Genomic DNA, 13,079 nt, shown 5'->3' with positions numbered 1-13,079 from the left:
CCCTGCTAGACCCGGAGGAGGTGGCGGTCCAGGTCCTCCTGGACCGCCGCCAGCACCTCGGGCCGCGGGCCCTTGAGGTAGAAGTGGTCGCCGCCGAACACGCGCAGCGTGAAGCCGCCGCCCGTGGCGTCGCCCCAGGCGCTGATCTCGTCCGGGTCCACCTCGGGGTCGGCGTCGCCGAGCAGCGCCGAGATCGGGCAGTCCGGACGCGGGCCGGGCAACGGCGTGTACGACTCGTTCAGCTCGAAGTCGGCGCGCAGGCTCGGCAGGAACACCTCCAGCAGGCCGCGCTGGCCCATCACCTCCGACGGCGTGCCGTTCAGCTTGCCCATCTCGGCCAGCATCTCCTCCTCCGACAGGTCGCTGAAGAGGCGGCGGCGGGTCGGGAGCTGCGGCGCGCGGCGTCCGGACACGAACAGCACCGCGGGCGGGAACCGGCGGGCCGTCTCCCAGGCCACGACCGCGCCCATGCTGTGCCCGAACAGCGCGAAGGGCCGGTCGGTGTACGGCTCGATGGCCTCCGACAGCGGGCCCACGAGCTGCTCCATGCGGTTGTAGGGCCGCTCGCGCAGGCGCGACTCGCGCCCCGGCAGCACCACCGGGCAGACGTCGACGTCCGGGGACAGATGTTCGTCCCATCTGCGGAACAGCGCGGAGCCGCCTCCCGCGTGCGCGAAGCAGAACAGTCTGATCCGGGCGTCGGCTCTGGGTCCGCCGCCCGCTATCCAGGAACCAGGCATGATCCGAAGGTTACGGCCGATCGTCTTCCGCCGCCTGCTCAGTCTTGAGCAGGCAGCGCGCGTCGTCCTCACTAGCGTCGCAGTGAGGGAGGAGGCCCATGGAGCACGACGAGCGCGTGACGGAGACGGTCATCCGCCTGCTGGCCGAGGTGCTGCCCGGCGGTGCGGAGCTGACCCCCGACGCTTCACTGAAGGACAGCGGACTCGACTCGATCTCCGCGGTACGGGTGTGGTTCGAGATCCAGCGGGAGTTCTCGCTGGACTTCCCCGTGGAGCGGCTGGGTGACTGCGGGACGCCGGCCGAGCTGGCCGAGCGGATCGCCGAGCTGGCCGGGACGACCGAGGACACCGTCCCGGCCGGCCCAGTGATCAGCCCGGCTCCCGGCGAGCGGCACGAGCCGTTCCCCTTGACGCCCCTGCAGCAGGCGTACGTCATGGGCGCGGACGAGGACGCCACCCCCGACCCGGTCGGCTGCCAGGTCTACCGCGAGTTCGAGGTGCCCGGCGTGGACCCCGAACGCCTGCGCGCGGCCTGGCAGCGCGTCGTGGACCACCACGACGCCCTGCGCCTGGAGCTGGGCGAGGACGGCACCCAGCGGGTGCTGGACCAGGCCCCCTCCTGGGACCTGCCGGTGGACGAGCCCGGCGCCCGCGAACGCCTCGCGCACCGGCGGTACGAGCCCGGCGTCTGGCCGCCGTTCGCCGTCGAGGTCACCACGCCCGGGACCGTGCACTTCGGCATCGACGCGAGCGTGACCGACGGGCGCGGGCTCGACGTGCTGCTGCGCGACTGGTGGCGCTGCTACCGCGACCCCGGCCATCGGCTGGAGGACGGCGGCCTCTCCGTCCGCGACTGTCTGCTGGCGCTGGACGCCCGGCGGCGCGGCCCCCGCCACCAGGAGGACCTGGACTACTGGCGGGAACGCCTGGCGGACCTGCCGCCCGGCCCCGCCGCCGGCGTCCCGGACGGTTCGCCGCGCGCCGCGCTGACCGGCTCGCTGACCGCCGCCCAGTGGGGCGCCCTGCGCGCCAGGGCCGCCGAGCTGGACGTCTCGCCGACCGCCCTCGTGCTGACCCTGTTCGCCGAGACGGTCGGCAGGGGCGCGGACTGCTCCCTGGCCGTCACCACGACCGGCCGGGCCTGGCTGCCGCGCGAGGTGGACGAGGTGGTCGGGCCGTTCACCGGCACCGCCGTGTTCGCCGCCGAGAGCACGCTCGGCGAGCCGCTGGAGGAGGCGGTCCGGGAGGTGCACCGGCGGTTGTGGCGCGACCTCGGCCACGCGGGCGTCCCCGGCGTGACCGTCATGCGGGAGCTGCGCGAGCGCACCGCCCTGCCCGTCGTCTTCACCAGCCTGCTGGACGCCCGGCCCGACGACGCCGTGCCGCCGGTGTCGTACGCGCTCAGCCAGACCTCCGGCGTCGCGCTCGACCACCAGATGTGGGAGCACGACGGCGAGCTGCGGGTGCGCTGGGACCTGGTGCCCGGCTGCTTCGCGCCCGGCGAGCCGGAGACCCTGTTCGCCCGCTTCACCAACGCGCTGCGCGCCCTGGCCGCCGACAGCGGCGAGGGCGAGATCCGGCCGCTCAACGAGCTGCAGAAGGCGTACTTCGTGGCCCGCGCGGGCGGTTCGCACGAGTACGACGGCTGCCAGGTCTACCACAGCTTCCACGTCCGCGACCTGGACCGGGACCGGCTCGGACGGGCCTGGCTGCGCCTGGTGGCCGCCCACGACGCGCTGCGCTCGGAGGTCACGCACGACGGGACGCTGCGGATCAGGCCGCACGCGCCGGAGAACTGGGCCATCCCCGAGGTCCCCGGCGTCGAGCCCGAGGAGATGGCCGGACGGGCGTTCGCGCTGGGCCGCTGGCCGCAGTGGGAGCTGCGGGTCAGCGGAGAGACCGTGCACGCGGCCGTCGACCTCACCGTGCTCGACGGGCGGAGCATCCACATCGTGCTGCGCGAGCTGTTCAGGCTCTACGCCGACCCCTCGGCCGAGCCGCGCCCGCCTTCCCAGGCGTCCCCCCTTGAGTACCCGCACGGGGACGGCTACTGGGACGAGCGGTTCCGCGACCTGCCGCCCGGGCCCGAGGTGGCCACCACGCCCGCCCGCCGCGTCCGGCTGAGCGGCAGCGTCGCCGCGGTCTCCGACGAGACCGTCTTCGCCGCCCTGGCCGGCGCGCTGCGCGGGCGCTTCCCCGACCCGTTCAGCGTGTCCGTGGTGCGCTGGACCGCCGAGTCGGAGCCGCTGCGCCCCGGCGAGTTCACCGCCCTGAGCTGGGTCACCGACGAGGAGTCCTACCCGGACCGGATCGCCGCCGACGCCGCGAACGGCGCCCTGACCGGCCTGGCCACGCTGCGCGGCCACGTCATGAGGGAGCGTCGCCGCCGCGCCTACGCCTTCCCCGTCGTCTACACCAGCACCCTCGACCTGACCGAGCACCCCCTCCCGGACGGCGTCGAGGCCGGCCCCTGGATGACCTACACCCCGGACGTCGCCCTCGACTGCATCGTCATCAGGGAGGGCGACCGGCTGCACTACCACTGGGACGCTCTGGAGCCGGAGTTCCCCGACCTGGCCGAGCTGTTCGCGGCCTTCGAGGACCGGCTGCGTCCCGTCCACCGGCTGTTCGAGCGGCAGGCCGCCGCCCGGCCCGACGCGGTCGCGCTGCGGCACGCCGGCGGGACCATGACGTACGGGGAGCTGAACCGGCGGGCCAACGCCGCCGCCTGGCGGCTGAAGGAGCTGGGCGTGGGGCCGGGGACGGTGGTCGGCGTGCGCCTGTGCCGCGGGCCGGACATGGTGGCCGCCGTCCTCGGGATTCTCAAGGCGGGCGGCGCCTACCTGCCCGTGGAGCCGTCCCTGCCGGACGAGCGGGCGGCGGTCATGCTGGACGACGCCGCCGCCGGGATCGTGCTGACCTGCGCGGAGACGTCCGGCTGGGCCGTGCCCGAGGACGTGCGCGCCGTCGAGCTGGACGCCGGCGGGGACGACCGCGGCGACCCGCCCCTCGTAGGCGCCGTGGACGACCTCGCGTACGTGATCTTCACCTCGGGCAGCACCGGCAAGCCCAAGGGCGTAGAGGTCAGCCACCGGCCGCTGCTCAACCTGCTCGACTGGTGCTACCGCACCTTCGACTTCGACGCCTCCGACGTCGGGCTCTGCGTCACCTCGCTCGGCTTCGACCTGTCGGTGTTCGACATCTTCGGCCTGCTCGGCCGGGGCGCCTCGCTCTACATCGCCGACGAGGGCCAGCAGCGCGACCCCGAACTGCTGCTGGACGTCCTCATCGACGAGCCGGTCACGTTCTGGAACTCCGCGCCCACGACGCTCAACCAGCTCGCCCCGCTGCTGGCCGAGCGGCAGGGCGGCGAGGGCACCGGCGACCTGCGGCTGGTCTTCCTCAGCGGCGACTACACGCCGCTGCCGCTGCCGGACGCCGTGCGCGCGACCTTCCCGCGGGCGCGGGTGGTCAGCCTGGGCGGCGCCACCGAGGCCACCGTCTGGTCGAACTGGTTCGAGGTGGGGGAGATCGACCCGTCGTGGCGGAGCATCCCGTACGGCCGGCCGATCGACGACGCGCTCTACTACATCCTCGACGAGGACCGGCGGCCCTGCCCCGAAGGGGAGGAGGGCGACCTGTTCATCGGCGGCAGGTGCCTGAGCGTCGGCTACCGCAACCAGCCCGAGCTGACCGCCGACCGGTTCGTGCCGGACCCGTTCGCGGGCGGGCGCATGTACCGGACCGGCGACCGGGCGGCGCTGCTGCCCGACGGGAACATCACGTTCCTCGGGCGGGCCGACAACCAGGTGAAGATCCGCGGGTTCCGGGTGGAGCTGGGCGAGATCGAGCACCGGCTGCGGCAGCACCCGGCGGTGCGGGACGTCGTCGTCCTGGCCCGCGACGATCGCTCGGGGGAGCGGAAGCTGGTCGCGTACGTGATGGCCGAGGGTGCGCAGCCGGACGTCGGTGAGCTGCGGGCGCACGCGGCCGGGACGCTGCCGGCGTACATGGTGCCCAACCACGTGGCGTTCGTGCGCACGTTCCCGGCCACGTCCAACGGCAAACTGGACCGGGACGCCCTCCCGTGGCCCCTCACCGAACGCACCCCGGATCCCGCCCCGGAGCCGGCGCCCCAGCCCCAGCCCGAACCGGAGTCCCAGCGCGAGCCCGAACCGGAGCCCCGCCCCCACTCCCACCCCCAGCCCGAGCTCGAACCGGAGCCCCGCCCCCACTCCCAGCCCCAGCCCCAGCCCGAGCCTGAGCCCAAGGTCGCGGGGCGGGCCGTGACGGAGATCGCCGAGCTGTTCGCCGAGCTGATCGGGGTCGAGGAGGTGGACCCCGGCCAGGACCTCTGGGACCAGGGCGTCACCTCCTTCACCATGGTCCAGGTCTCCAAGGCGCTGCGGAAGCGGTACGGCAGGCGGGTGCCGGTGGCGCTGCTGCTGGAGAACCCGACCGTCAACGGCATCGCCGCCGTCGTGGGCGGCCCCGCCGACCCACCCGCCGACCCGCCCGCCGACCCGCCCGCCGACCCGCCCGCCGACCCGCCCGCCGCTCCTCCCACCAGGGAACGCCCCTCGCAGAAGCCCGCGCCGGCGGAGGCCGAGGTGGAGGCCGAGGCGGGCGGGCCGGGGGAGGTGGACTTCTTCTCGCCCGAGGACCGGGAGGCGTTCAAGGCGGCCCGGTGGAACCTGCGCCCGCTGGAGCCGGACGCCAGCCTCATCCGCCTGGACCGCCTCGACGTGCCAGACGAGCACTTCGCCTGGCGGGCCAGCGTGCGCGACTTCGAGCCCGGCTCGCTGCCGTACCGGTCGTTGTGCCGGCTGCTCGGCCTGCTGCGCGAACGGCGGCTCGGCGACCGCGAGCGCCACCTGTACCCGTCGGCCGGGGACACCTACGCCGTGCAGGCGTACCTGCACGTCACCAGGGGCGCGATCGACGGCGTCCCCGAGGGCATCTACTACTACAACCCGAGCGAGCACGCCCTCCACCTGGTGAACGCCCACCCCGAGCTCGACCGTACGGTCCACTTCGTCTACAACCGCGACCTGTACGACCGCGCCGGCTTCAGCCTCTACCTCATCGGCCAGACCAAGGGCATCGAACCCCTGTACGGCGAGCAGAGCCTGCGCTACCTGACCCTGGAGGCGGGCTACCTCGGCCAGCTCCTGATGACCGGCCAGGCGGCCTGCGGCATCGGGCTCTGCCCCATCGGCGAGGTCGCCTTCGACCGCGTCCGCGACCAGTTCGACCTCGACGACGGCCACCGCTTCCTCCAGGCGTTCCTGGGCGGCCCGGCCGAGCACGCGACCGGCGACGCCACCCCCGTCTTCGCCACCCCGGCGACGGAACCGGCAGCCGTGCATCCCGAGCCGGCGGCCCCTCGCCCCGAGCCCGCGCGGCGGGCGGAGCCGGCGGCCGGTCTCGCCGTGATCGGCATGGCCGGACGTTTCCCCGGCGCCGACGACCTGGACGGCTTCTGGCACAACCTCAGCACCGGCGCCCGCAGCCTGCGCCCCGACCCCAGGGGCGAGCGTCCCGGCGGCTACCTGGAGCACATCGACCGCTTCGACAGCCTGCTCTTCCACATCTCGCCGAAGGAGGCCGCGACGCTCGACCCGCAGCTCCGGCTCCTGCTGCACAGCGTGTGGGAGTGCCTGGAGCACGCCGGGCACACCCCGGACTCCCTGCGCCGGACCGCCCCCAGGGTGGGCGTCTTCGTCGGCTCGATGTGGCACGACTACCAGCACGCGGGCGCCGCCGCCTGGCAGGCGGGCGGCCCGGCCGTGGTGTCGGCGACCGCGTCCGACATGGTGAACCGGGTCTCGTACTTCTTCGGGTTCACCGGGCCGAGCATCGCCGTGGACACGTCGTGCTCGTCCACGCTGACCGCGCTGCACCTGGCCGCCCAGGCCATCCGTACGGGCGACTGCGACGCGGCCGTGGTCGCGGGCGTCAACCTGCTCGCCGACCCCTACCACGCCGCGCTGCTGGCCGGGCTGGGCCTGCTGGCCGAGGAGGCCGGCGCCGCCGCCTTCGACGCCGACCGGCCCGGCTGGACGGTGGGCGAGGGCGTCGGCTCCTTCCTGCTGCGGCCCGTCGCGGACGCCGTCCGGGCGGGGGACGCCGTCCACGGCGTGGTCGAGGCCACCTGGGTCGCGCACACCGGGCGTACCGGGCGGTTCACCGCGCCGAGCGCCGAGGCCATGGCGGCGTCCATGCGCGGCGCCCTGGAGCGGGCCGGCGCCGGGCCCGGCGACGTCTCCTACGTCGAGTGCGCCGCGGCCGGGGCCGCCCTGGCCGACGCGGCCGAGGCGGAGGCGTTGGCCGAGGTCTTCGGCGGGCGGCCCGAGCCCGTCGAGGCGGGCACGCTCAAGCCGAACATCGGCCACCTCGAAGCCGCGTCCGGCGCCTCCCAGCTCGCCAAGGTGCTGCTGCAGCTCCGGCACGGACGGCTGGCGCCCACCCTCGTCGCCGAGCCGCCCACCGACGCGGTCAGCGTGCCCGAGCAGGCCCGGCCCTGGACCGGTGAGCGGCGGGCGCTGATCAACGCCTTCGGGGCGACCGGCACGCACGCCCACGCCGTCGTCCGCGCGCCCCTGCCCGAGGAGACCGGGGGGAGCGCGGCCGACGACGGCCGCGAGCACGCCGTCCTGGTCTCGGCCGCGACGCCGGAGCAGCTCGTGACCGCCGCCCGCCGCCTGGCCGCCGGGGCCGGGGAGCAGGACGTGCGCCGGATCGCCTACACCACCCAGACCGGACGTTCCGCTCTCGCGCACCGGCTCGCCGTGGTCTGCCGTGACGCGGCCGGGCTGCGGGAGGCGCTGGAGGCGTTCGCGGCGGGCCGGGCGCATCCGTCCGTGCTCGCCGGTCGCGTCGGCGGAGGCGCCGGTTCGGCGGGTACGGAGGCCGAGGCCGCCGCCGCCTGGGTGACCGGGCAGGACGTGGACTGGGAACGGTTCTGGCCGGAGCCGCCCGGACGGGTGGCGCTGCCGTCCTACCCGTTCGAGGCCGAGCCGTACTGGATCGAGCGGACGGAGCCGGACACGCCGCGGGCCGCCACGGGGGACATGGAGGAGTACCTCAAGGGCGTCTACGCCGAGGTCTCGGGCATCGACGCCGACCGGCTCGGGGTGCGGGTGCCATTGGAGCAGTACGGGCTGACGTCGTACCAGATCGTCGAGCTCAACGCGCGGCTGGAACGGGACCTGGGGGAGCGGTCGCGGACCCTCTTCTTCGAGCACAAGGACCTGGCCGGGGTCGCCGCCGCACTGGCCACCAGAGCCCCGGCCCCGCCGACGCCCCGCCCCGACCAGCCCGACCGCCCCGATCAGCCCGACCAGCCCGACCGGCTCGACAAAGCCGACGATCCTGACGACGCGGGCGCGATCGCCGTGATCGGGATCGCCGGACGCTACCCCGACGCCCCCGACCTGGCCGCGTTCTGGGAGAACCTGGCCGCCGGACGGCACTCGCTCTCCCGCGTCCCCGGCGACCGGACCCGTGACGGCTGGCCCGTGGACCTCATGTGGGGCGGCTTCCTCGACGGCGTCACCGACTTCGACCCGCTGCTGTTCGGCATCACCCCGCGCGACGCGGCACTCATGGACCCCCAGGAGCGCGTCTTCCTGGAGGTCGCCTGGGAGGCCCTGGAGGACGCCGGCTACCCGCGCACCCGCCTGCGCGACCAGCATGGCTCCGACGTCGCCGTCTACGCGGGCGTGATGTACAACGAGTACCCCTTCTTCGGCGTCGAGCAGAGCCTGCGCGGCACGTCCCAGGACACCGGCGCGACCCTCGGCGGCGTGGCCAACCGCGTCTCCTACCACCTGGACCTCAAGGGGCCCAGCATGTCGGTCGACACGATGTGCTCGTCGTCGCTGGCCGCGCTGCATCTCGCCGTACGGTCGCTGCGCCAGGGGGAGTGCCAGTTGGCGATCGCCGGCGGCGTCAACCTCAACCTGCACCCGAACAAGTTCGTCCAGCACGCCCGCATGCGGCTCACCGCCGGGGACCGGCGCTGCCACAGTTTCGGCGCGGGCGGCGACGGTTTCGTGCCCGCCGAGGGTGCGGGGGTCGTCCTGCTCAAGCCGCTGGCGAGGGCGAAGGCGGACGGCGACCGGATCCACGCCGTGATCAGGGGCACCGCCGTCGTGCACTCGGGCCGTACGAACGGCTGGGTGGTGCCGAGCCCGGTCGAGGAGGGCGAGCTCGTCGCCCGCGCGCTCGCCGACGCGGGCGTGGACCCCGACGGCATCGGCTACCTGGAATGCCACGGCGCGGGCACCGCACTCGGCGACCCCATCGAGATCAACGCCCTCATGCGGGTGTTCGGACGGACGGGCGCGGCCCCGGGCAGCATCCCGATCGGTTCGGTCAAGTCCAACCTCGGGCACGTCGAGTCGGGCGCCGGCATCGCCGGGCTCACCAAGATCGTGCTCCAGTTCCGGCACCGGCGGCTCGTCCCCTCCCTGCACGCCGACGACCTCAACCCGGACATCGCCTGGGACGAGATCCCCTTCCGCGTGCAGCGCGAGGCGGCCGACTGGCCCGAGGGGCCCGGCGGCGCGCCCCGGCGGGCGGGCATCAGCTCGTTCGGCGCCGGAGGGACGATCGCGCACGCCGTGGTCGAGGAGCCCCCGCCCGCCGAATCCGGCACGCCCGACCCGGGGCCGCAGCTGATCGTGCTGTCGGCCCACGACGAGAGGCGGCTGCGCGCCATGGCCGGCCGGCTGGCCGGGCACCTGCGCGCGACGCCCGAGAGCCTCGCCGACGTCGCCCACACCCTCCAGACCGGACGGGAGCCGCTGCGCGAACGGCTCGCGCTGGTCGCCCCGGACGTGGGGGAGCTGTGCGGACGGCTGGAGCGGTTCGCCCGGTCGGAGCCCGCCGGCGTGCTCCGCGGCCGGCCCCGCCCAGGCGCCCCGCCATCCGGCAAGCCCGGCGACCCGTCGTCCGGGAAGCCCGGCACGCCCGGTGAGCTGCTGGAAGTGGGGCGGTACTGGGTGGAGGGCGGTCACGTGGACTGGACGCCGCCTCCGGGCGCGCGGCTGGTGGGGTTGCCGTCGTACCCGTTCGACCGGATGCGGTGCTGGCCCTTCGAACCGGCGGCGTCCGGCGAGCCATCGTCAGAGGAGCCATCGTCCGGCGAGCCGGCGTCCGGGGCGCCGGAATCGGTCGTGTCCGAGACGCCGCTCTTCGAGCGGACGTGGGCGGCGTCCGAGCGGCCCGCCCGCGACCCGGGAACCCTGGACGGCGGGACCGTGGTGTGCCTGTACGGCGACGACTCCGAGGAACTGGCGCGCTCGCTCGGCGACCAGGTCGTGCCCGTACGCGCGGGCGACCCCGTCCCGGAGGAGTTCACCGGCTGGATCGACCTGTGCGACCTGGGCGAGGCGAACCCGCGTGACGAGCTGCGACGGCTCGCCGTCCTGCGGGACGCCCTGGCCCGGCGCCGCCCGCTGCGGATCCTGCACGTCACCAGTGGCCTGCTGGACCTCGACGGCGCGCCGCCGAGCCTGGCGGGGGCGCGGATGGCGGGGTTCGTGCGGATGCTGGCCGCCGAGTACCCGTCGGTCACGGCCACCGTGCTGGACAGCGACCGGCCCTCGGCCGCGCAGATCCGCGCCGAGTGGGCGTCCGCCGAGCCGTACGGGGAGGTCTGTTACCGCGATGGCGGGCGGTTCCGTCCAGATCTGCGGGAGTTGTCCGCGCCCTACGTGGAGCCGGACCTCGATCCCGAGTCCGTCTACGTCGTGAGCGGCGGCACCAGGGGGCTGGGCGCGCTGGTGGCCCGCCACCTGGCCGGACGCGGCGCGCGCCGGCTCGCCCTGCTCGGTGTCCGGCCGCTGCCGCCGCGCGACCAGTGGGACGGCTCCGGCGAGGAGGCCGTCGCCACCGTCCTCGGCCTGGAAGACATGGGCGCGCGGGTGGTCGTGCACACCGGGCCGCCGTCCGGGGTGGCCGCCTTCCTCGACGGCGTACGACGCGAGCTGGGCCCGATCGGCGGCGTCGTCCACTGCGCGGGACGCTCCAGCCAGGGCCGCCCGTCGCTGGCCCACAAGTCCGACGACGACCTGCGGGCCGTGCTCGCACCCAAGGCCGACCTCCTGGAGGCGCTGGACGAGGCGTGCGCCGGGGACCGTCCGGCCTTCTTCGTCACCTTCTCCTCCGTCTGCGCCGCCGTGCCGGCGCTGGCCGCAGGGGTGGCCGACTACGCGGCCGCCAACGCCTTCCTCGACCTCTGCGCCGGGGTCAGGCGGCGGTCCGGCCGGGCCGAGTTCCGGTCGGTCGACTGGCCGCAATGGCGGGAGTCCGGCGGGGCGCGCGGGAAGCCGAACGTCGGCGAGGCCGTCGGTCTCGCGTCCCTCGGCGACCGGGAGGGGCTGCGGGTGCTGGACCGGGTGATCGGGTTGCCGCGCGGCGCGACCGTGCTGCCGTGCCCGCCGTCCGGCGCTTCGGTGGACGTCCCGGCGCTGATCAGGCTGCCGGAACGGCCCGACCGCCGTCCCGTCCCCGAGCCCGCGCCGGCCGGGGAGCCCGACTGGCTGGCCGAGCTGTTCTCCGAGACGATCGGCATCCCCGTGGACGCGCTGGACCCGACGGCGGAGTTCGGGGACCTCGGCGTCGAGTCGGTGATGCTGGCCGAGCTGGTGCAGCGCATCGAGGAACGGCTCGGGGAGAGCCTGGAACCGTCGCTGCTGCTGGACCACCCGACGCTGGAGCAGCTCCGCGACCGCCTGGGCGTCCCGGAGAAGACCGTCCCGGGCGTCCCGGGGAAGACCGCCCCGCACGAGCCCCGGGAGACCGCGCCGGACACTGCCCAGACCACTGCCCCTGCTCTGGAGCCCGTCCGACCGGCAGGCTCCGAGGATCGCAGGATCGCGATCATCGGTATGGCCTGCCGGTTCCCCGGCGCCCCCGACGTGGCCGCGTTCTGGCGGAACCTCACCGAGGGCCGGTGCGACGTGCGCGAGGTGCCCGCCTCCCGCTGGGACCACCGCGAGCTGTACGCGCCCGAGCCCGCCCTCGGCCGCAGCATCAGCAAGTGGGGCGGCTTCGTCGACGGCATCGAGGACTTCGACAACGACTACTTCGGCCTGGGCGAGGACGAGGCCCGCGCCCTCGACCCGGCCATCCGCATGTTCCTGGAGTGCTGCGCGACCTGCCTCGCCGACGCCGGCTACGACCCCGCCGAGCTGCGCGGACGCCGGGCCGGCGTGTTCGCGGGGGCCCGGATGTCGGACTACGGGCGCCGGGTCGGCATCCGGCCGGGCGGGCTGGCCTCCGACCAGAACTTCATCGCGGCCAGGGTCGCCCACCACTTCGACCTGCGCGGCCCCAACCTCGTCGTGGACAGCGCGTGCTCCTCCTCCCTGGTCGGCGTGCAGCTCGCCGCGCAGAGCCTGCTCGCCGGGGAGGCCGAGGTCGCCCTCGCGGGCGGGGTGGAGGTGCTCCTGGACGAGAACGACTACCTCCAGCTCAGCGCGGCCAAGGCGCTGTCGCCCACCGGGCTGTGTCACACGTTCGACGAGCGTGCCGACGGGTTCGTGCCGGGGGAGGGCTGCGGGGTCGTCCTGCTCAAGCCGCTGAGCGCGGCGCTGGCCGACGGCGACCGGGTGCACGCGGTCATCGAGGCGGTCGCCGTGAACAACGACGGCCGCACCATGGGCGTCACCACGCCCAACCCCGAGGCCCAGGCCGACGTGGTCCGCCGGGCCCTGGCGGCGGCCGGCCGCAGGCCGAGGGAGATCGGCCTGATCGAGGCGCACGGCACCGGCACCCTCATCGGCGACCCCATAGAGCTGCGAGCCCTGACCCGCGTCTTCCACGAGGGCGGCGATCCGGGCACGTGTGCGATCGGCAGTGTGAAGACCAACATCGGGCACACGCTCAGCGCGGCCGGGATCGCCGGGCTGATCAAGGCGGCGCTGGCCGTCGAGCACGGACGGATCCCGCCGACGTTGTCCTGCGAGCGGCCCAACCCGCGGTTCGACTTCGCCGCCTCGCCCTTCGAGCCCGTCACCGAGCCGCGGGACTGGCCCTCGCCGAGGGTCGCCGGCGTCAGCTCGTTCGGGCTCGGCGGCACCAACGCGCACCTCGTGCTGAGCGAGCCGGACCCGCGGCTGCGTGCGGGGCCGGTACGCGAGCCCGCCCCCGCGCCGGTCTTCCGCCGCAGGCGGCTGTGGCTGGAGCGCGACCCCGCCCCGCCCAGCGCTTCCGGCCGGAGCCCCGACCCCGCCCCAAGCCCCGCCCCTGGCCGGAGGCCCGATCCCGGCCCGCCGGACGACGCCAGCTCGCTGCTCGACCTGAACATCACCACGGGGAGGCGCTGAC

General features: G+C 75.0%; 2 protein-coding genes. One reads left to right on the top strand and one right to left on the bottom strand.

Features of this window, described 5'->3' with window-relative positions; all coding sequences use genetic code 11:
• Positions 1–5 precede the first annotated feature (5 nt).
• Positions 6–740, bottom strand: a complete 735-nt coding sequence (locus tag ABZ815_RS29800) for an alpha/beta fold hydrolase (RefSeq protein ID WP_357703654.1) — start codon at positions 738–740, stop codon at positions 6–8.
• A gap of 98 nt (positions 741–838) precedes the next feature.
• Here ABZ815_RS29800 and ABZ815_RS29795 point away from each other — a divergent pair, with 98 nt between their 5' ends.
• Positions 839–13,078 carry an amino acid adenylation domain-containing protein gene (locus ABZ815_RS29795; protein WP_357703652.1) on the top strand — a complete coding sequence of 4,080 codons (12,240 nt, stop codon included), beginning with the start codon at positions 839–841 and terminating at the stop codon, positions 13,076–13,078.
• The last annotated feature ends 1 nt before the right edge of the window (position 13,079 follow it).

It is taken from the genome of Nonomuraea sp. NPDC047529, from assembly GCF_040642995.1.
Lineage (GTDB): Bacteria > Actinomycetota > Actinomycetes > Streptosporangiales > Streptosporangiaceae > Nonomuraea.
The sequence above is the reverse complement of the archived record's forward strand: the minus strand, read 5'-3'. Positions and strand labels throughout refer to the sequence as shown.

What these genes read in the sequence shown, in the direction of transcription:
- ABZ815_RS29800 (WP_357703654.1), bottom strand. Translation starts at nt 740, where the DNA reads ATGCCTGGTTCCTGGATAGCGGGCGGCGGACCCAGAGCCGACGCCCGG.
- ABZ815_RS29795 (WP_357703652.1), top strand. Translation starts at nt 839, where the DNA reads ATGGAGCACGACGAGCGCGTGACGGAGACGGTCATCCGCCTGCTGGCC.